19 protein-coding genes are annotated in these 17,689 nt (G+C 71.4%); 7 read left to right on the forward strand and 12 right to left on the reverse strand.

Going from position 1 to position 17,689, the window contains the following annotated elements:
- Positions 1 to 114 precede the first annotated feature (114 nt).
- The 3 genes from QM517_RS01175 (at position 115) to QM517_RS01185 (ending at position 1,652) form a co-directional block, all read left to right on the forward strand.
- A complete protein-coding gene (locus tag QM517_RS01175; protein ID WP_077051960.1) occupies positions 115 to 462 on the forward strand; it encodes a histone-like nucleoid-structuring protein Lsr2 in 348 nt (115 codons plus the stop codon).
- 52 nt (positions 463 to 514) lie between these two features.
- Positions 515 to 1,231 (forward strand): acetolactate decarboxylase, encoded by a 717-nt coding sequence (locus QM517_RS01180; RefSeq protein ID WP_283284561.1) that lies wholly within the window; start codon positions 515 to 517, stop codon positions 1,229 to 1,231.
- Between the two features lie 82 nt (positions 1,232 to 1,313).
- Positions 1,314 to 1,652, forward strand: coding sequence for a histone-like nucleoid-structuring protein Lsr2 (locus QM517_RS01185; RefSeq protein WP_077051958.1), 339 nt, complete (start codon positions 1,314 to 1,316; stop codon positions 1,650 to 1,652).
- A gap of 60 nt (positions 1,653 to 1,712) precedes the next feature.
- Here QM517_RS01185 and QM517_RS01190 read toward each other — a convergent pair whose 3' ends face one another.
- Complete coding sequence (locus QM517_RS01190) at positions 1,713 to 2,786, reverse strand: Glu/Leu/Phe/Val dehydrogenase family protein (RefSeq protein ID WP_283284564.1); 1,074 nt, start codon at positions 2,784 to 2,786, stop codon at positions 1,713 to 1,715.
- 118 nt (positions 2,787 to 2,904) lie between these two features.
- On the opposite strand from QM517_RS01190, the gene QM517_RS01195 reads away from it, so the two are divergent.
- A complete protein-coding gene (locus tag QM517_RS01195; protein ID WP_283284566.1) occupies positions 2,905 to 3,381 on the forward strand; it encodes a YbaK/EbsC family protein in 477 nt (158 codons plus the stop codon).
- A 118-nt stretch (positions 3,382 to 3,499) separates the two neighbouring features.
- Here the strand turns inward: QM517_RS01195 and QM517_RS01200 are convergent, their stop codons facing one another.
- The 4 genes from QM517_RS01200 to QM517_RS01215 all read right to left on the reverse strand — a co-directional run bounded on the left by QM517_RS01200 (position 3,500) and on the right by QM517_RS01215 (position 8,726).
- The gene (locus QM517_RS01200; protein WP_283284568.1) at positions 3,500 to 5,458 is read right to left on the reverse strand and encodes a glycogen debranching N-terminal domain-containing protein; all 1,959 of its coding nucleotides are present in this window, start codon (positions 5,456 to 5,458) and stop codon (positions 3,500 to 3,502) included.
- Positions 5,455 to 6,288, reverse strand: a complete 834-nt coding sequence (locus QM517_RS01205) for a carbohydrate ABC transporter permease (protein ID WP_237488686.1) — start codon at positions 6,286 to 6,288, stop codon at positions 5,455 to 5,457. The genes QM517_RS01200 and QM517_RS01205 overlap by 4 nt, the downstream gene beginning before the upstream one ends.
- A gap of 80 nt (positions 6,289 to 6,368) precedes the next feature.
- A complete protein-coding gene (locus QM517_RS01210) occupies positions 6,369 to 7,478 on the reverse strand; it encodes a carbohydrate ABC transporter permease (protein ID WP_283284570.1) in 1,110 nt (369 codons plus the stop codon).
- Positions 7,479 to 7,490: 12 nt separating this feature from the next.
- On the reverse strand, positions 7,491 to 8,726 hold the full coding sequence (locus QM517_RS01215) for a sugar ABC transporter substrate-binding protein (protein ID WP_283284572.1): 1,236 nt from the start codon (positions 8,724 to 8,726) through the stop codon (positions 7,491 to 7,493).
- 164 nt (positions 8,727 to 8,890) lie between these two features.
- Here QM517_RS01215 and QM517_RS01220 point away from each other — a divergent pair, with 164 nt between their 5' ends.
- Complete coding sequence (locus QM517_RS01220) at positions 8,891 to 9,895, forward strand: LacI family DNA-binding transcriptional regulator (RefSeq protein ID WP_283284575.1); 1,005 nt, start codon at positions 8,891 to 8,893, stop codon at positions 9,893 to 9,895.
- 149 nt (positions 9,896 to 10,044) lie between these two features.
- Here the strand turns inward: QM517_RS01220 and QM517_RS01225 are convergent, their stop codons facing one another.
- Positions 10,045 to 10,803 (reverse strand): SDR family NAD(P)-dependent oxidoreductase, encoded by a 759-nt coding sequence (locus QM517_RS01225; RefSeq protein WP_283284577.1) that lies wholly within the window; start codon positions 10,801 to 10,803, stop codon positions 10,045 to 10,047.
- A 74-nt stretch (positions 10,804 to 10,877) separates the two neighbouring features.
- Between QM517_RS01225 and QM517_RS01230 the strand changes: the two genes are divergently transcribed.
- Positions 10,878 to 11,444 (forward strand): TetR family transcriptional regulator, encoded by a 567-nt coding sequence (locus QM517_RS01230; protein WP_283284578.1) that lies wholly within the window; start codon positions 10,878 to 10,880, stop codon positions 11,442 to 11,444.
- Positions 11,445 to 11,459: 15 nt separating this feature from the next.
- Here QM517_RS01230 and QM517_RS01235 read toward each other — a convergent pair whose 3' ends face one another.
- The 5 genes from QM517_RS01235 to QM517_RS01255 form a co-directional block, all read right to left on the reverse strand.
- Entirely contained in the window at positions 11,460 to 11,924 is a 465-nt protein-coding gene (locus QM517_RS01235; RefSeq protein WP_283284580.1) for a SixA phosphatase family protein, read from the reverse strand.
- 145 nt (positions 11,925 to 12,069) lie between these two features.
- Positions 12,070 to 12,420: a gamma-glutamylcyclotransferase family protein gene (locus QM517_RS01240; protein ID WP_278102133.1), complete on the reverse strand. Its 351-nt coding sequence runs from the start codon at positions 12,418 to 12,420 to the stop codon at positions 12,070 to 12,072.
- Positions 12,421 to 12,480: 60 nt separating this feature from the next.
- Entirely contained in the window at positions 12,481 to 13,755 is a 1,275-nt protein-coding gene (locus QM517_RS01245; RefSeq protein WP_077051946.1) for a DUF445 domain-containing protein, read from the reverse strand.
- Positions 13,755 to 14,918 carry an acyl-CoA dehydrogenase family protein gene (locus QM517_RS01250; protein WP_283284583.1) on the reverse strand — a complete coding sequence of 388 codons (1,164 nt, stop codon included), beginning with the start codon at positions 14,916 to 14,918 and terminating at the stop codon, positions 13,755 to 13,757. The genes QM517_RS01245 and QM517_RS01250 overlap by 1 nt, the downstream gene beginning before the upstream one ends.
- A 45-nt stretch (positions 14,919 to 14,963) precedes the next feature.
- On the reverse strand, positions 14,964 to 15,716 hold the full coding sequence (locus tag QM517_RS01255; RefSeq protein ID WP_283284585.1) for an alpha/beta fold hydrolase: 753 nt from the start codon (positions 15,714 to 15,716) through the stop codon (positions 14,964 to 14,966).
- Between the two features lie 66 nt (positions 15,717 to 15,782).
- Here QM517_RS01255 and QM517_RS01260 point away from each other — a divergent pair, with 66 nt between their 5' ends.
- Positions 15,783 to 16,187: a pilus assembly protein CpaE gene (locus QM517_RS01260; protein WP_278102129.1), complete on the forward strand. Its 405-nt coding sequence runs from the start codon at positions 15,783 to 15,785 to the stop codon at positions 16,185 to 16,187.
- Positions 16,188 to 16,253: 66 nt separating this feature from the next.
- Here QM517_RS01260 and QM517_RS01265 read toward each other — a convergent pair whose 3' ends face one another.
- Positions 16,254 to 17,459, reverse strand: a complete 1,206-nt coding sequence (locus QM517_RS01265; protein ID WP_283284587.1) for an MFS transporter — start codon at positions 17,457 to 17,459, stop codon at positions 16,254 to 16,256.
- Positions 17,460 to 17,689 lie beyond the last annotated feature (230 nt).

Below are 17,689 nucleotides of genomic sequence, written 5' to 3' on the forward strand. Positions count from 1 at the left end.
GAGGATAGTGCCTTCGCGGGCGCGCGCCTATCGCTGGCTCTTCGCGCGGCACTGCGCTAGCACACCCGTAAACGCCCGGGGGTGAATAGGGAAAAGGTGTATGGTTCTCTCACCATGGCAATTAAGCACATCACGCATCTGGTTGACGATCTCGACGGAACTGTCCTCGAAGAGGGCGACGGAAAGCAGATCACTTTCTCGGTCGAAGGCCGGTCGTACGAAATCGACCTGTCCGACCGGAATGCCGACAAGTTCTACGCGGCCGTCGCGCCGTTCGTCGACGCCGCCCGCCCGGCCGGCCGGACCACCTCGGCGCCGCGCCGCGCGCGCTCCGCGCGCCGTTCCAGCGATATCGATCTCGCTGCCGTCCGCGAATGGGCTCGTGCGAACGGACACACCGTGAGCGACCGCGGTCGTATTCCTGCATCGGTCCTCGAGGCCTACGGCGCCGCCAATTCCTGAGAATGCCGACCCGCTCCGGGGCGCAGGCGGAACTCCGCTGCGTCCGGGAGCGGTGACGCAATTCGCGGTGCTCGACGCCCTCCTGGGCGGTGTGTACTCCTCCGGCGTCTCCGTCTCCGAGATGCTCGGGTGGGGCGATACCGGAATCGGCTGCTGCGAGGGGCTCGGCGGAGAAGTCCTCGTCATCGACGGCGAGGCGTTCGAGTGCACGGCGGGGGTGCCTCCCCGGCGCATGCGAGCGGACGAAATCCTGCCGTTCGTGGACGTGTGCACGCTCGGCGACAGCCCCGGCGAGGCTCTGCGGGGCGTGGACCTCGCCGGCCTGACGGCCGCGGTCGAGGCGCGACTCCGCAGCCGGAACCTGTTCCACGCCGTCCGGATCGACGGAGTGATGGCGCGGGTTCGCACCCGCGTCACCGCGCGACAGGAGCCGCCGCTCCGGCCGCTGGCGGAGGTCGCGGCGGAGCAGATCGAGACGGAGGTCTCCGGCATCGCCGGTGTCGTCGTCGGGTTCTGGATGCCCCGTATCTACCAGGGCATCACGGTCGCGGCGCTGCATCTGCATTTCCTCAGCGACGACCGCCAGATGGGTGGTCATGTCCTGGACGTGACCGTCGACGACGCACTTCTGCGGGTTTCCGCATTCGCGCAGTTCGCGCTTCGCCTTCCGCTCGACGCGGACTTTCTGTCGCACGAACTGTCGCATGGCGAAGACCATCGGATCACGGCGATCGAGGGTGGAGAACCGCGTTCTTCCCCGAATGACTGACCAGTTCGGTGGGGTTATCACCCGGGTGAAGTCACGCATCCTTCACTGAATATGGTCATGCTCGGGTCATAGAATGCGAACCATGGCGAAAAAGCAGATCACGCAACTCATCGACGATCTCGACGGATCGGTCATCGACGACGGGACCACGATTCATTTCTCGGTCGAGGGGCGTGCGTACGAAATCGATCTCTCTCCGGAGAATGCGGCGAAGCTCCGCGCCGCGTTCGAGCCCTTCGTCTCCGCCGGCCGTGGACTCGGTTCCGTCCCCGCCCCCGCTCGACGGGCGACGAAGACTCGTTCGGAATCCGCGCGCGACCTCGGCGACGTGCGTGCGTGGGCCGAAGAGAACGGCTATTCCATCAATGCGCGGGGGCGCATCTCCGCGACGGTTCTCGAGGCGTACGACGCAGCCCACTGAGAGCAGAGAAGGACCCCGGATGCCGTGGCATCCGGGGTCCTTCCGTGTTTCCGGTGCGGATCAGACCAGGGCGTCGGATGCGGCGCCCACGCGCAGGCGTTCGGCGGCGAGGCCCTCGGCTGCCGCGAGCGGCGTCACGCCGCGGGCCTCCGCCGCGTCGAACACGCGGCGCAGCGTGTCGCCGATCCCCGCGACGCGGCCCATGATCTCGTCGCGCGAGCCGAGACGCTTGGCCACGAGGTCGAGGTAGATGACACCCCCGGCGTTCACCACGAAGTCGGGGGCGTAGAGCACGCCGCGGGCGGCGAGTCGGTCGGCTCCGGCACGGTCGGCGAGCGGGTTGTTGGCGGGACCGCACACCGCGCGCGCGTCGAGCGCGTCGATGACGTCGTCGGTCAGGACGCCGCCGATGCTGGCCGGCACGAACACATCGGCGGGCACGAGGTGCACCTCGCCCGGCTCGACCCACGCGGCGCCGAGCTCGGCGGCCAGAGCGCGCTTGGCGGGGTTGACGTCGGTGACGGTGAGCACCGCCCCCTCGGTGGCGAGGCGCGCGGCCAGACGGCCCCCCACCTGACCGAGACCGGCGACGGTGATGCGCCGACCGCTGACGTCGCCCGATCCGGTGGCACGCTCGAGAGTCGCCACGAGCGACGCGTACACGCCGAGGCTCGTGGGTCCCGCCGGCTCTCCCGATCCACCGACCGCGTCGGGGAGTCCGACCACGTGCGCGGTGCGCTCGCTGACGACGAGCATGTCCTCCGTGGTGGAACCCACGTCCTCCGCGGTCCGGTACAGGCCCCCGAGGCTCTCGACCGCGTCGCCGAGGTCGAGGAATGCGGCGCGACGGCGATCGGCGTCGAGCACGGTCCCCTCGGGGAGACCGATGACCGATTTCCCGCCGCCCGCGTCGAGACCGGCCGCGGCGTTCTTCAACGTCATCGCGGCCGACAGGCGCAGGGCGTCGCCGAGCGCGTCGTTCCAGTGCGGGTACGTCCAGAGGCGGGCGCCGCCGAGAGCGGAGCCGAGCACCGAGGAGTGCAGCGCGACGGCGATGAACAGGCCGCTCCGGCGTCCCGTCACCGCCTCCACGCGCTCGTGGGCGAAATCGGGCAGGGGAAGGGCGTTGGTCATCGCGATCCTTTGTTGGGGCGCCTTGTGGGCGGCTGTGTCGGGTATGCGGCGGCGTTGCGGAATCCACGTCCATTCTGACGCGCCGAGGCGGCAGGGGCGAGCACCCTAAGCTGGCGCGATGAGCGAGTCGCTTTCCGCCCGCAGCCGCCTCGTCGCCGCCGCGCTGGAGCGCGCCGGGATCACGGGGGAGATCGTCGTCCTCCCCGCCGCCGCGCATACCGCGGTCCTCGCCGCCGAGGCGCTCGGCGTCGAGGTCGGCGCGATCGCGAACAGCCTCGTGTTCTGGAGCGACGGTGAACCGCTGCTCGTGATGACCAGCGGCGCGCACCGCGTCGACACGGCGGCACTCGCGACACGGCTCGGGCGCGGTGGCATCCGTCGGGCGACGCCCGAGCAGGTCCTCGCCGCGACCGGTCAGCCGATCGGCGGGGTCGCCCCGACCGGGCATCCCGCGCCTCTGACGACGATCGTCGACGAAGACCTCGCGGCCTACCCGCGGATCTGGGCTGCCGGAGGGACCCCGCAGACGGTGTTCCCGCTGACCTTCGACGAGCTGGTGCGGCTGACCGGCGGCACGGTCGCGCCCGTCGCTTGACACGCCGCGCTGCGGCCGGGCGCTTCCGCGCCGCGCCCGATCCCGCGCGGGAAAACTCGGTGTCCAAGACACGCCGACGCGCCGGAGCGGCATCCGCGTGTCCTGGACACCGAACGCGTCAGTCCGCGGCGCCGAGCACCGTGAGGCACACCACCGCGGCCGCCGCCGACCAGGCCTGCGGGCGGCAGGCGGCGGGATACGGCGTCGGAACCGACGTCTCGGAGCGCGGGTCGCCGGAGTGCAGCTCGGGCACGCGGTACGCGAAGCCCTCGGCAGCGTCCAGCAGTTCCTCGACGACCGCGCGGGCCGGGTCGAGCAGTCCCGCGCGCCGCATGCCGTGGACGGCGATCGCGGTGTCGTGCACCCACACGCTGCCCCCGTGGTACGACAGCGGCCAGTAGCCCGCGGCCTGCGTCGACATCGTCCGGATGCCGTATCCGCTCGACATCGAGGGGCCCCGCAGCAGCTCCGCGATGTGCGCCTCGTCGTCGGCATCCAGGATTCCCGTGCCGATGAGGTGACCGATATTGCTCGTGAGGGTGTCGACCGGTCGCTTCTCGCGGTCGAGGGCGACGGCGGGATAACGACCCTCGGGGGTCTCGATCCAGTAGGCGGCGGCGAAGCGCGTCCTCAGGTCGGCTGCCCACTCGCGCCAGAACGCGACGTCGGCCGTGTCGCCGTCGTCGCCGAACTCCTCGAGCAGTTCCGCACCGGCGAGAGCGGCCTCGTACGCGTAGGCCTGCACCTCGCACAGGGCGATCGGACCGTCGGCGAGCGTGCCGTCCCGCCACTGGATCGAGTCGCCCGAGTCCTTCCAGCCCTGGTTCGCCAGGCCCGTTCCGAGACGGTCGATGTAGTCGAGGAAGCCGTCGCCGTCGCTGTCGCCGCTGTCGCGGATCCACCCGAGAGCACCGCGGAGCGCCGGCAGCAGCGCCCGGACCTCGTCGGCGGGGAGCCCGGCGCGCCACGCGTCGGCGAGGAGGCAGATCCACAGGGGAGTGGAGTCGACGCTGCCGTAGTACCGCGGCGGCAGCGAGATGCCTTCGCTGGGGATCTCCAGCGACGACGAGCGCAGCTCGTGCAGGATCTTGCCCGGCTCCTGCGCGGTCTGCGGGTCGTCGGTCGTGCCCTGCAGTCGCGCGAGCACGCGGAGAGTGGATGCCGCGATGTCGCGGTCCAGCGGAAGCGCGAGGCGCGCCGCCCACAGGGAATCCCGGCCGAAGAGCGTGAAGAACCACGGTGCGCCGGCGGCGAAGAACTCGTCCTCCGGGTCGTCGGGAAGGACGAGGCGCAGGGCGTCCAGGTCGCCGAGCGCGGTCGTGAGCCACCGGGCGAGGCGGGGTTCGCGGGCCTGGGCTGCGACGGCCGCGGCATCCCAGCGTGCCGGAGCGGCGGCCCCGCCGACGACGAGCGTGTCGTCGCGCAGCGCGAGCTCCCATCTCACGGCGGTCTCGCCGAAGGCGGGGACCTCGACCTCCCAGGTCGCCTCGACGAACTCCGAATCGGATGCCACGTCAGCGCCGGCCGCGGTGAACTCGAGCCCCCGCGAACCGGCGGACACGCGCGCCGAGCCCGCGTCGATCGCGACATCGGTCGGCTGAGGCCGCGCGTGCCCGGACTTCACCTCGTGCAGCAGAGCGAACTCCGGCTGGAGGCGCAGGCGCAGCGTGGTGCGGATCGGTGCGTCCACGCGGGAGCGGAGCGTCCACGTCTCCGTCACTCGCCCGTCGGCCACGACGCGCTCACGCATCAGTCGCACCTTCGGGTCGGGGGTCGTATCGTCGACGCCGCGCAGGACCCCGCCGAACACGATCCGCGAGGGGCCGTCGGGGGCGGTCGAGATCCACTCGAGGGCGGAGTCGTTGCACGAGACGGACATCGACCGGACGTGTCGGACGTCCCCGTGGTAGATCCCGTGCACGGCGGCCGTACCCACCGCACCGTCGCGGTCGGACCACACCTGCGTCGGGGCCCGCAACACGATCACGGCGTCGCTGAGCAGCGGCTGCAGCGGCGCGGGGTCGGCGGGGGTGAGGGTGGGCGTCGCGTCCGTCGAGGCGGCGGGTGCGGTGGTCATTCTTTGACGGCTCCTTCACTGGCGTTCATGATGCGGCGCTGGAACACGAAGAACACCACGGCGACCGGAATCGTCATGATGGCCGCGGCCGCGAGTTTGAGGGGGTACTGGCTGCCCTGGCTGAGCTGCCCGCTCGCGAGCGAGGCGACGCCCTTGGTCAGGGTGGTGAGTTCGGGGGACTGGGTGGAGATGACGAAGTGGCTCAGTTCGTTCCACGATCCCTGGAACGACAGGATGACGATCGTGATCAGGGCCGGACGGGCCATGGGCAGGACGACCGACCAGAAGATGCGGAACGTGCTCGCCCCGTCGATGCGCGCCTGCTCCTCGACGGACGGGGGGATCGACTCGAAGAAGTTCTTCATGATGAACACCCCCGCGGCATCCACCAACAGCGGCAGGATCATGCCCGCGTAGGAGTCGTAGATGCCGAGCTGGTTGATCACCAGGAACTTCGGGATGAGCAGCACCACCGCCGGGACCGCCATGACCGCGACGAGGGCGGCGAACACCAGTCCGCGCCCTCGGAACTGCAGACGGGCGAGGGCGTAACCGGCGAGCGAGTTGAAGAACACCCGGCCCAGGGTCACGAACACCGTCACGACCGCCGAGTTGGCGAACCACACCGGGAAGTCCGACCGCAGGAACAGGCGTTCGTACGCGGCCCACGTGAAGGGCTGCGGCACGAGCGAGATCGGATCGGCGGCGGCGACGGCATCCGGCTTGAACGACGTCGCCACCTGGACGAGGAACGGGTAGATGTAGATCAGCGCGAGCACGCACAGCAGGGCGTAGAGCGCGATCTGCCAGCGCAGTGCCTTGCCCGACATCCGGTGCTTCGCGGGCTTGCTCCGCGGGCCGCCGACGACCTGCTCGGCGGCGACGGTGACCTCGGGGGATGCCGTGGCGGTCATCGCGTGCCTCCCTTCGGGGTGCGCACTTCGTACTGTCGCGCGCGGCGACGCGAGACGGGACGCTCTCGCAGTACCCATCGCTGCAGGATCGTCAGGACGACGATGATCACGAACAGCACGAACGCGATCGCCGCACCCTGGCCCCACTGCTGCGACAGGAAGGCCGACGAGTAGCTGAGGTACGCGGGGGTGAGGGTCGTCTTGCCCGGGCCGCCCTGGGTGCCGGTGTAGATCTGGTCGAACACCTGCCAGGTGCCGATGAGTCCCAGGGTCAGCACCGTGAAGAGGACGGGTCGGAGCTGGGGGAGCGTGACGCGCCAGAAGCGCTGCCACCCGTTCGCGCCGTCCATCATCGCGGCCTCCTGCACGTCGCCGCCGATGTTCTGGAGGCCCGCGATGAACAGGAGCATGAAGGTCCCCGACGTCGTGAAGACCGCCATGAGGATGAACGCCGACATCGCCACGGACGGGCCGCCCAGCCAGTCCCACCACGAGACGCCGAGGAACGTGTTCCCGGTCAGGGCGGCGGGGCCGTTCGCGACGCCGATCGACGCGAGGGCGTTGTGCACGATGCCGGACGGGTCGCTGAACCAGTTGGGACCGTTGATCCCCAGCCACGACAGCGCCTCGTTGACGGCGCCCGAGGTGGAGAAGAGGAACAGCCACAGCACCGTGATGGCGACGGAGCTGGTGACGGAGGGGAAGTAGAACGCCGTGCGGAAGAATCCGCGGCCGCGCAGCACCGCGCGGTTGACGAGCACGGCGAGGAAGAGCGAGAGCGCGGTCTGCAGCGGCACGACGAGGAGGACGTACCAGGCGTTGTTGCGGAGGGCCGTGCCGAAGTCGCGCTCGGCGAGTCCACCGCCGGTGGTGACCGCAGCGTAGTTGTCGAGGCCGACGAAGTTCACGTTCGACGAGAAGGGGCTACCGCGGCCGGTCCAGTCGGAGAAGCTCACCCACAGCGCCATCAGCACCGGGACGAGGAGGAACACGCCGAGGATGATCAGCACCGGGGCGGTGAAGAGCCAGCCGGCGGCGGCCTCGCCGCGCCGGATCCCCGTGGAGGAGGACCCGGCGCGGCGGGGCGCGGTGGTGAGAGCGGTCATGGGCGGTCGCGCCTACTTGGCGATCGCCTCGAGGTTGCCCTGCACCGTGGTGAGGATCGACTGCGGGTCACCGGTCTTCAGCGACTCCAGCTGGGCGTTGAAGTCGGTGATGACGTCGGCCGCGCCCGCGATGTTCGGCGGGAACTGGGCGTACTCGGCCCCGGCGAGGAACGCCGTCAGGTTCGGGTTCGCGCTCGACCACGCGTCGGCGGCCGACTGGATCGACGGCATCGGGCCGAACGCCTTCGAGAAGGCGAGCTGCTGGTCGGTGCCGGTGAGGTACTCGGCGAGGGCGCGGGCGTTGTCCTGGTTCTTGCTGTCGGCGGCCATGCCCCAGCAGTTGGTGAACTGCAGCGTGCCCTTGCCGCCGGGGCCGGCGGGGAGTTCGGCGACGGTGTACTTGACGTCGGGGTAGTCGGCGGTGAGGGCGCCCGTGATCCAGTTGCCCTCGATGGTCATTGCGGACTTCTGGGTGCCGAACGCCTCGCCGCCCCATCCGGCGCCCACGTCGGACGCGAAGGCGAAGCTGCCGTCGTTGAGGTGGGTCTTGACGTACTGCAGTGCCTCGACGTTGGCCGCGCTGTCGGCGATGGCCTTGCCGTCGCTCAGCAGCCCGCCCCCGGCCTGCGCCATGAAGGCGCCGAGGCGCTGGTACTCGGCGCCGAACGCGAGACCGACGCGTCCGTCCGCCGTGAGCTTCTGGGCGACGGATGCCAGCTGGTCCCACGTCGTCGGGATGTCGGCATCCGTCAGCCCCGCCGCCGACCACAGGTCGGTGTTGATGACGAGGGCGAGTGTCGAGAAGTCCTTCGGCGCGCAGTAGAACTGGCCGTCGACGGTGAAGTTGTCGACGAGCGAGGGGTAGAAGTCGCCCTTGTTCGCGAGGTCGTCGCCGTAGGGCGCGATCGACCCGTTGGCGGCGTAGCCGGCCAGGGCGTCGGGGGCGAGGTAGAAGAGGTCCGGCGGCGACCCGGCCGCGAACCCCTGCGAGAGCTGCTGGGGGAGGTCGTTCGCGACCTGCACCTGGGCATCGACGCCGGACTCCTTCGACCAGGCGGCGACGGCGTCCTCGACGGCCTGGGTCTCGGCGTCGCCCGACGAGCCGATGAGGATCGACAGCGAGCCGCCGGAGGTCTGCTCGGCGCTGCCGGAATCGGTGAAGCCGGAACCGCACGCGGTCAGGGTCAGGGCTCCGGTGGCCAGGAGTGCACCGGCTCCGAGCCAGGTGCGGGCGATGTGCCGTGTCATGTGTCTCTCTCCTTCGATGAGGCATGCGACCCCTCCGCATGTGATCGGAGGGCCGGTAGTTTGAACGTTCAAACTCCGGTCCGACTAAAGTACGGAGCGGCGGGCCGCGCTGTCAAGCCGTCGCGCCGGACCTACGATGACCGTCGAGACACCGGGAGGACGGGATGACGAAAGCCCCCACCGTCGAAGACGTCGCGCGGGTCGCGGGGGTCTCGCGGCAGACGGTGTCGAACGTCGTGAACACGCCGGCGATCGTGCGCGAAGCCACGCGGATCCGCGTGGAGGCGGCCATCGCCGAACTGGGTTACCGCCCGCACGCGGCCGCGAGGCGCCTGCGCACGCGTCGGAGCTCGACCATCGGCATCCACCTGGATCCGTACGCCGGCGGCATCGCGGGCGTCGTGCTCGACCGCTTCGTCCACGCCCTCACCGAGCGCGCGAGCGAGCGCGACATGCGCGTCCTCCTCTATGCCGCGCGCACCGCGGAAGAGGAGATCGACCGCCTCGGCGACCTGCTCGAGGGCGGAGAAGTGGATGCCGTCGTCGTCACCGGCACTTTCCACGGGGATCCTCGCACCGGCTGGCTCAACGAGCGGGGACTGCCCTTCGTGTCGTTCGGGCGCCCGTGGGGCGAGGACGACGTCGCCGCCCCCGCGCACCTCTGGGTCGACGTCGACGGCGCCGCCGGAACGCGCGCGGCCACGGAGCACCTGCGCGCCGGGGGTGCTCGGCGCGTGGCGTTCCTGGGGTGGCCGCGCGGCTCCGGCACGGGAGACGAGCGGGAGCGCGGCTGGCGCGAGAGCGTCGGGGCGGCCGCGGGTCCGCGGTGGATCGTGGAGGACAACGTCGCCCTCGCGCGCGATGTCGTCGCCGAGGGGCTGGCGCGCGACCCCGACGTGGACGGGATCGTCTGCGCGAGCGACTCGCTCGCCATCGGCGCGCACCTGGCCACGACGGTCGCCGGACGAGCGGACATCCCCGTCATCGGCTTCGACAACACCCCTGCCGCCGAGGCGCTCGGGTTGTCGAGTGTCGAGCAGCTGCCCGAGCGCGTGGCATCCGGGGCCCTCGACCTGCTGATGGGCGAGGAGGGCACGGTCGTGGCTCCGCGCCCCGCGACGGCGGGTGCGGCTCATGTGCTCGTGGAGCCGCGCCTCGTCGTGCGCTGAGCGACGCGCTGAGGCGCGTGGGCCGGGGTGGGCAGGCGCATGCGGCGGCCGGCGTGCGCCGGCCGCGATGCCTCAGTGTCCAAGACACGCCGATGCGCGGCGCGGCTATCGGCGTGTCTTGGACACTCGACCCGGGTGGGCCGCCGGTGTCAGATCGCGGACCAGCCGCCGTCGCTCGGGAGGATCGCGCCGTTGACGTTCGCGGAGTCGTCGCTCAGCAGCCAGGTGATCGCGGCGGCGAGCTGCTCGGCCTGCGCCACGGGCGGCACGATCGTCTGCAGGATCGGCCCGATCCGGGATCCGGCGTAGGCGCTGCGCATCGGCGCCTCGATGTTCGTCGCGACCGCGCCGGGTGCCACGGCGTTCGCGCGGATCCCCTGCGGTCCGTGGAAGAACGCGACGCTCTTGGTGAAGCCGATCACGGCGTGCTTGGACGAGGTGTAGGCGGTGCCCGCCGCCGAGCCGCGCAGCCCCGCCTCGGACGACACGGTGACGATGGCGCCCTCCCCCGCCTCGATCATGCGGGGGAGGACGGCGCGGGTCAGGCGCATCGGAGCGGTGAGGTTGACCGCGAACACCCGGTCCCACGTCGCGTCGTCGACTTCGCTGGGCGGCAGGAACCCGTCCATGATCCCGGCGATGTTGGCGAGCCCGTCGATGCGGTCGCCCGCGGCATCCAGGAGGGCGTCGATCGTTTCGGCGGAGGAGACGTCGCCCGCGACCGTGGCGACGTCCAGGCCCGCGAGTTCCGTGGAGAGGGCGTCGAGGCGCTCTTCGACGACGTCGGTGGCGACGACTCGCCCGCCCTCGTGCGCGATCCGATGAGCCGTGGCGCGCCCGATGCCCGATCCCGCTCCGGTGACGATGATGGTCTTGCCGGCGAAACGTCCGGTGGATGACGGTGACATGAGAACTCCTCCTCGAGATCGGATGGCGCGAGGCGCGTCAGCACCGTTATAGCACTGAGTGCCGAAAGGATGCCATGCCCTCTTCCCTCGGTCGACCGCGCACGATCTCCCCGGATGCCGTCTCGCTGGTCGCCCTGCGACTGTTCGACGAGAAGGGCTTCGACGCGGTGTCGATGGATGACGTCGCGCGCGAGGCGGACGTCAGCCGGCGCTCCCTGTTCCGGCTCTTCCCGAGCAAGCCGGCGCTGGTCTGGGGCGGTCTCGACGAGTTCGTCGCGCGCTTCCGGGCGGCGCTCGAGACCGACGACGGCGGGGATGCCGTGCGGGCCCTCCAGTCCGCCTACGTCGTCGCCTCGGCGTTCCCCGACGAACAGATCGAGGTCACCCGCCGTCGCCTGCGGGTCATCCGCGCCACCCCGGCGCTCGATCTGCGCGCGGATCCTCGATTGACGGCGGTGACCGACGAGACCCGCCGATTCCTCGTCAGCCGCGATCCCGAAGCCGACGAGCTCGCGGCCGTCGTGCGCGCCCACGCGCTCGCCGCCGTCGTGAGCGCGGCTCTCACCTGGTGGGCGGAACACGACGACGGCCGACCGGAGGACGTCCTGGCGCGGGCCTTCGGGGTCTCGGGCGCGGTCTGACGGCCCGAGCTCGTCTCAGGGGGTGAGCAGTTCGAACTCGTCGGGCGCGGTCGACCCGACGTCGCTCCAGTCGCCCTCGTGCCACGTGAAGATCGCCACGGCCGACGTGACCATCCGCACGTCGCGATCGGCGAGTCGCGACACCAGTTCGCTCATGCCGGGGTCGTGCGCCACGACCATGACCTCGTGCGCCTCGCTGGCGCGGGCGGCATCCAGAAGGGCGTCGGGTTCGGCGAGGTAGAGCTCGGGCCGCTCGGTCACCTCGACCTCGAACTCCTCGGCGAACGCGTCCGCGGTGCTGCGGGCGCGCACCGCGGTGCTCGAGAGGAGCACCTCCGGGCGCACGCCGCGGCGCAGGACCGACCGCGCCATGGCCGGCGCGTCCCGGCGGCCGCGATCGTTGAGCGGGCGGTCGTGGTCGTCGAGCCCCTCATCGGCCCAGTCCGATTTGGCGTGTCGGGCCAGGATCAGTTGGATCATCGTTTCTCCGCTTCGCTGCCAGGGAGGAGTCGGACGCGGAGCGCGCGCGGCGCGGGGTGGTGACGGCATCCGAGATGAGGATATCCAGGTGGAGCCCGCGAGGTGAGGGCTGATCCCGACGGCGTGTCCCGCGTGAGGGGTGTCGTCAGTGGCCGACGTACACCCACGCCCGGATGCCGCTGGCCAGCTGCACCGACACGCGGCGGTACAGCGACACCTCGTACTCGTCCGCGGCATCCAGCTCTTCGGGGGTGAGGGCGAGCACCCGACCGAACACGCGGTCGCGGGGGTCGTCGGTCCGGCGGAGGATCGGATGGGAGTCCAACCCCGAGAGCTGGGCGACGCGGTCGTCGTCGATCTCCACCCACTCCAGCCGGTACCCGGGCAGCACGTCGTCCTCTCCGGAGAGGAGGCGGCCGAAGGTGTCCAGCTGCACCTCGGGCAGCTGGAGCGTGCCGTACACGAAGAGGGACTCCGCCCCCGAACCGAAGCTCACGCGCTCAGGGTACCGACCGGCGCGTGGCCAGGGCAGCATGTTTCGTTCCGCGTCTGCGCGTCAGGACCCCCAGGCGAGGTGCGCGATCGTGAAGATGGCGAGACCCGCGAGAGCGCCCACGACCGTGCCGTTGAGCCGGATGTACTGCAGGTCGCGGCCGACCATGAGCTCGATCTTCTCGGTCGTCTCGGCGGCATCCCACCGCTCGACCGTGTCGGTGATGATCGAGGCGATGTCGTGTCGATAGCGCTCGACGAGGAAGACCGCGGCGTCGGTGACCCAGCCGTCCACCCGGCGTTGCAGCGACTCCTCGTTCTGCAGCCGCACACCGACGTCGGCGAGGGCGGCCGCCGCGCGTCGGCGCAGGGCGCTCTCGGGATCGGCAAGCGAGCGCAGGAGACCGGTCTTCGCGGTGTTCCACGCGTCGGCGGCGAGGCCGCGGACGCGGGGGCTGTCGAACACCGAGGCCTTCGCCTCCTCCAGGCGCGTCCTCGTCGCCGGGTCGTGCTGGAGGTTGTCGGCGAGTCGCGCCAGGTACTGGTCGATCGCGATGCGCGCCTGGTGGCGCGGGTCTGCGCGGACGGCATCCACGAACCCGACGGCTTCGCGGTAGACGGTGTCGTCGACGAGGCGGTGGGCGAGGCTCGGCACCCACGAGGGGAGGCGTCGCGAGACGAGCCCCTGGAACGTCTCCCGGTTGTTGCCGAGCCACACCGCGATGTTGTCCAGCGCCAGGTCGACCGCGCCGTGGTGCGCATCGGCGGCGACGACGCGCTCGAGCCAGCCGCCCACCGACGGCCCCCAGTCGGGCTCGAGCAGGTGCTCGCGGGCGAGGTCCTCGATGAGGCCCTGCACGTCGTCGTCGCTGAGCGCGCGCAGCACGCTCGTCGCGAGGGCGGCGCCCTCGGCGGCGAGCCGTTCGGCGTGCGCGGGGTCGGCGAGCCACGCACCGGCGCGGGCGGCGAGCGGGGTGGCCTCGAGCTTCGTGCGGACGACGTGGCCCTCGAGGAAGTTGGTCTCGACGAACTCCCCGAGCTGCTGTCCGATCTCGTCCTTGCGTCGCGGGATGATCGCCGTGTGCGGGATCGGCAGCCCGAGCGGCCGCCGGAACAGGGCGGTCACGGCGAACCAGTCCGCGAGCGCGCCGACCATGCCGCCCTCCGCGGCCGCGCGGACGTACTGCAGCCACTCGACGTCGCGCTGGAACGCGAACGCCACGGCGAACACGACCGCCATGGCCAGGAGCGCCCCGAGCGCCACGCCCTTCATGCGGCGCAGCGCCCGCCGGCGTTCCTGATCGGCGGGGCTCAGCAGCGCCGTCGGGGTGCGGGCCATCACGCGTCGACCGGCCCGAGCCAGGCGGTGGCGAGCGCGGAGTGGGCGGATTCGGGGTCGGACGGGTGGAACTGTCCGGCCAGCACGTCGCGGTACAGGCGGCTGAGTTCCGTGGTCGCGAAGTACGACGACCCGCCGCCCACCAGCATGGCGTCGTCGACCACGGTCTTCGCTGCGGTGACCGCGCGGTGCTTGAGTCCGGCGAGCAGCGAGAACCACCGGGCGCCGTGGTCGACGCGCGCGTCGACGTCGTCGCTCAGCGCCGCGATCTGCGGGGGCAGGGCGTCGTACGCGAGAGCCATGTCGGCGATGCGCCAGCGGATGTCGGGGTCGGCCGCGTAGCTCGCCCCCGTCTTTTTGGATCGGCGCGCCCGCGCCGTGTCGACCGCCAGGTCGAGCGCCCGTCGCGCGATGCCCGTATACACCGAGGCCAGGAGGATCTCGAACACCGCGAAGATGCCGAAGACGAGCGGGTCGGGCTGGGGCCCTGGGTCGAGGCGGCGCACGACGCGGTCGGGCCGGGCGTGGGCACTGTGCAGTTCGGTGGTGCGGCTCTGCGTGCCGCGCATGCCCATCGTGTTCCAGTCGTCGCGGGAGACGATGCTCTCGTCGCGGTCGAGGAACGCGAACACCATCTTCGGCGCGTCGGGGGAGGTCGTGTCGAGCCCGTGCACACCGAGGTGATCCCACACCGGCGAGAGCGACGTGAAGATCTTGGTGCCCGTGAACCGGTACCCGCCGTCGCCGTCGGGTGCGGCCTCGGTGTCGCTGCCGAACAGCACGAGGTCGTTGCCGGCCTCGCTGATGCCGAAGGCGAACACCTCGCCCTCGGCGGCCCCGCGCAGCACGAACTCGAGGTCGTCCAGGCCCCGGTCGCGCAGAACCTTCGCGACACCGGTCCACACCAGGTGCATGTTCACCGCGAGCGCGGTGGCGGGGGCGGCCCCGGCGAGCCGCTGCTGCAGCACCGCGGCCTCGGCGAGCGACAGGCCCGCTCCGCCGAGCTCTTCGGGGGCCAGGATGCCGAGGTACCCGGCGGCGCGCAGATCGTCGAGGTCGTCGTGCGGGAACGTGTTGTCGCGGTCGTGCACCGCGGCGCGTTCGCGCAACCGGGCGAGCAGGTCGTCGGGGAGGAACCGAACGGGATCGAACGCGGAGGCCATGGCATCCATTCTGGTCCTCCGGCCCGACATCGCGGCCGCGGGACGTCAGCCGAGAGCAGCGAGGAGAGCCGCGACGGTCTCGGCGGGCCGATCGCGGTGCGGCGAGTGCCCGGCGCCCGTCACGACCGACATGGTCACGACGGGGTTCTGCAGCACCTCGTCGGCGAGGGCGCCGGTGAAGATCGAGTGGACGGCGGGGTCGGCACCGATCACGTGGGTGGGGACGGTGAGGGCCGCCGCGGCCGGACGGGCGTCCCAGGTCGTGTTCTGCAGGCTCGTCTGCTCGATCGCCCAGCGGCTGGCCCGCTGGGTCGCCCGCGCCTTGAGTTCGATGTCGGTGGGATGCCAGTCGGGGTGCTGCGCCCGCACGGCGGTGACGGTCGGGTCGGCGAACGCCTGCTCCTGGCTCGCCCGCACGATGTCGCGGTCGCGGTCGGCGAGCAGGATCGCCGGATCGATGAGCACCAGTCGCCGCGTCCAGTCCGGGTCGGCGGCTGCGGCCAGGGTCGCCGCGGCGCCGCCGAGCGAGTGGCCGATGACCGCGTCCCACGCGCCGCCGTGGTCGGGGCGCGTCGCTGCCAGGTCTGCGCCGTACGCCGCGAGCGTGTAGTCCAGGGCCCGCGGAGCGTCGCCGTGACCGCGGAGGTCGACGGCGACGGCGTGCCGGCCCGCGTCGGCGAGCGCCGTCCCGAAGCGCCACATGAGCGCGCCGTCGGACCCGAGTCCGTGGGCCAGGAGCACGGCGGGGCGGTCGACATCGCCCCACGAGAGGCGGGGGAGGGTCACGGGAGCAGGCATGGCATCCATTCTGTCGGCTGCGTCGCCGTGCCCCTGCGCGCCCCGCGCGCCCCCAGAATGGATGCCATGATCTCCACCGAGATGGCCATGGCTCTGCGCGAGGCCGGGTTGGTGTGGCATCCGCGCTCGGGTGACCGGTTCCAGTTGAACGAGCCGGAGTTCGAGGCGGACATCTTCACCGTGAGCGAGATGACGGTGGAGCCGCGGGAGTACCCGACGGGGCGGATCCTCGCGTTCAACGGAACGACCGAGTGGGCGCTGGACTCCGTGGCGACCGAGGATGCGCTGTGGCTGCCGTCGGAGGCGCAGCTGCGCGAGATGCTGAGGTCATCGTTCCGGTCGCTGCGACGCTTGTCCGACACGCACGAGGTCGAGATCTCGGTCGGCGGGTCGACGCTCGTCTTCGATCACCCCGAGCCCGCCGACGCCTACGCGCTCGCCGTGCTGGAACTGCTGCGCCGGTTGCACTGACGTGTCTGCCCGGCGCAGCGCGCGGCCTGACGCGCCCTGCCCGGCGCGCCGAGTGCGGGGCGTGCGTCAGGTGATCGTGTGCACCGGTTCGGTGTCGGGGATCGGGCTCGCGTCGCGGTGGCGCAGGTCGGGGAAGCCGCGGACGAACAGCACCGACACCACGAGGCCCACGGCGGCGAATCCGGCGGCGGCGATGTACGCGCCCTGCGGCCCGACGCCGTCGACCAGGAATCCCGCGACGGCGGAACCGGCCGCCGCGCCGATCAGCTGCCCCGTGCCGATCCAGCCGTAGGCCTCGGCGGTCTCGCTGAAGCGCACGCTGGCCGAGGTCATGGCGAACATCACGGCCAGGGCAGGGGCGATGCCGGCGCCGGCGACGAGGAGCGTCGCCCCCAGCCACCACGCGTTGAGCGACACGATCGTGAGGGTGAGGCCGACCGTGACGATCGCGAAGCGCCGCGCCATGGCCCAGCGGCCGATGGGGATGTGCCCGAAGGAGAGGCCACCCGCGAGACTGCCGACGGCGAAGACCGCGAGGATGAGGCCCGCCTCGAGACCGCCGTGGTTGAAGGTCGCGACGACGCCCGCCTCGACCGCCGCGCACGCGCCGACCAACAGGAAACCGGTCGCCGTGGCGAGGATCACCGGCGGTTTGCGGAGCACCGTGCCGAGGGCACGGCGGCTCCGCGGGATGCGGACGCGGCCCACCTCGGGACTGAGGATGAACCATGCACCGCCGCCGAGGAGGATCACGACGATCAGCAGCAGCGCCGGGACGGTGCCCACCTGGGTGCCGACGAGCGTGATGATCACGGGCGCGAGCACCCAGATGATCTCCTGCAGCGACGCGTCGAGCGAGTAGAGCGGGGTCAGCTGCGACGACGGGACCATCTTGGGGTAGATGGTGCGGACGGCCGACTGCACCGGGGGAGTGGAGAGTCCGCCGATCAGGCCGAGGGCCATGTACACCGGGAGCGGCACGACGAGCAGTGCCATCGCGGCGATCGCGGCCGCGCAGAAGACGAGCGTGACCGTGAGGACGCGGCGCATGCCCCAGCGGCCCATCCACCGGCTCGTGACCGGCCCGGCGACCGCCTGGCCGACGCTCGTCGCGGCGAGCACGAGGCCCGCGGCGCCGTAGGAGCCGGTGACGTGCTCGATGTGCAGGAGCACGGCGAGGCTGATCATGCCGTTGGGGAAGCGAGCCGTCAGCTGAGCGGCGATGATGCGCCCCACGCCCGGGGTTCTGAGGAGTACGCGGTAGCCGGCCACTGCACCACGGTACCGGGTGCCTCCGACACGGCGAGCGGGCGATGCGATCCACCTGCGAGCGACACGCCGCGACACGCCGAAGCGAGATATCCACCCCCTGTGCGATGTCGGAACCCCCGTCTAGCGTCCGAGCTGTGGATGGATGCCGGAAGGAGGCGCGAGATCCGCGGAACGGCGGGCTTCGACGAGGCCGAAATGGGTGCGTTCCCTGTGGATGAAATGGTGGACAA

It is taken from the genome of Microbacterium sp. IEGM 1404 (assembly GCF_030056775.1).
In the GTDB taxonomy this organism is placed as follows: Bacteria; Actinomycetota; Actinomycetes; order Actinomycetales; family Microbacteriaceae; genus Microbacterium.

Excerpts from the sequence above, each read along its gene's own strand:
- QM517_RS01175 (WP_077051960.1), top strand. The coding sequence starts at position 115 with ATGGCAATTAAGCACATCACGCATCTGGTTGACGATCTCGACGGAACT.
- QM517_RS01185 (WP_077051958.1), top strand. The coding sequence starts at position 1,314 with ATGGCGAAAAAGCAGATCACGCAACTCATCGACGATCTCGACGGATCG.
- QM517_RS01190 (WP_283284564.1), bottom strand. The coding sequence starts at position 2,786 with ATGACCAACGCCCTTCCCCTGCCCGATTTCGCCCACGAGCGCGTGGAG.
- QM517_RS01195 (WP_283284566.1), top strand. The coding sequence starts at position 2,905 with ATGAGCGAGTCGCTTTCCGCCCGCAGCCGCCTCGTCGCCGCCGCGCTG.
- QM517_RS01200 (WP_283284568.1), bottom strand. The coding sequence starts at position 5,458 with ATGACCACCGCACCCGCCGCCTCGACGGACGCGACGCCCACCCTCACC.
- QM517_RS01205 (WP_237488686.1), bottom strand. The coding sequence starts at position 6,288 with ATGTCGGGCAAGGCACTGCGCTGGCAGATCGCGCTCTACGCCCTGCTG.
- QM517_RS01210 (WP_283284570.1), bottom strand. The coding sequence starts at position 7,478 with ATGACCGCTCTCACCACCGCGCCCCGCCGCGCCGGGTCCTCCTCCACG.
- QM517_RS01215 (WP_283284572.1), bottom strand. The coding sequence starts at position 8,726 with ATGACACGGCACATCGCCCGCACCTGGCTCGGAGCCGGTGCACTCCTG.
- QM517_RS01220 (WP_283284575.1), top strand. The coding sequence starts at position 8,891 with ATGACGAAAGCCCCCACCGTCGAAGACGTCGCGCGGGTCGCGGGGGTC.
- QM517_RS01225 (WP_283284577.1), bottom strand. The coding sequence starts at position 10,803 with ATGTCACCGTCATCCACCGGACGTTTCGCCGGCAAGACCATCATCGTC.
- QM517_RS01230 (WP_283284578.1), top strand. The coding sequence starts at position 10,878 with ATGCCCTCTTCCCTCGGTCGACCGCGCACGATCTCCCCGGATGCCGTC.
- QM517_RS01235 (WP_283284580.1), bottom strand. The coding sequence starts at position 11,924 with ATGATCCAACTGATCCTGGCCCGACACGCCAAATCGGACTGGGCCGAT.
- QM517_RS01245 (WP_077051946.1), bottom strand. The coding sequence starts at position 13,755 with ATGGCCCGCACCCCGACGGCGCTGCTGAGCCCCGCCGATCAGGAACGC.
- QM517_RS01250 (WP_283284583.1), bottom strand. The coding sequence starts at position 14,918 with ATGGCCTCCGCGTTCGATCCCGTTCGGTTCCTCCCCGACGACCTGCTC.
- QM517_RS01255 (WP_283284585.1), bottom strand. The coding sequence starts at position 15,716 with ATGCCTGCTCCCGTGACCCTCCCCCGCCTCTCGTGGGGCGATGTCGAC.
- QM517_RS01260 (WP_278102129.1), top strand. The coding sequence starts at position 15,783 with ATGATCTCCACCGAGATGGCCATGGCTCTGCGCGAGGCCGGGTTGGTG.